This is a genomic window from Leifsonia sp. SIMBA_070, from assembly GCF_046534635.1.
Lineage (GTDB): Bacteria > Actinomycetota > Actinomycetes > Actinomycetales > Microbacteriaceae > Leifsonia.
The window spans coordinates 1-241 of the sequence record NZ_JAWRYK010000839.1; the positions used below are offsets into that span (position 1 = coordinate 1).

Below are 241 nucleotides of genomic sequence, written 5' to 3' on the forward strand. Positions count from 1 at the left end.
CTCGTGGCCGGGCAGGTCCGACTCAGTGGCGAGGACAATGGCGTCGGCCAGGTCATACACGTCCACATAGCTCCACAGATTGGCGCTCAGCTCCGAGCTGTCCCGGACCTGGGGGCCGAGATTTGTTTCGTAGTTGCCCTCATACTGCACCCAGCTTGGCCGGATCGAGATGCACCGGATGTCCGAACGAGCCACCGCGGCATCCATCAGCTGCTCGCCGAAATGCTTCGAAAGCGCATAG

1 pseudogene is annotated in these 241 nt (G+C 61.8%); it reads right to left on the reverse strand.

What is annotated here, in order from left to right:
- Window positions 1-241: pseudogene (locus tag SB754_RS22580) on the reverse strand (NAD(P)-dependent oxidoreductase); the annotation flags it as partial.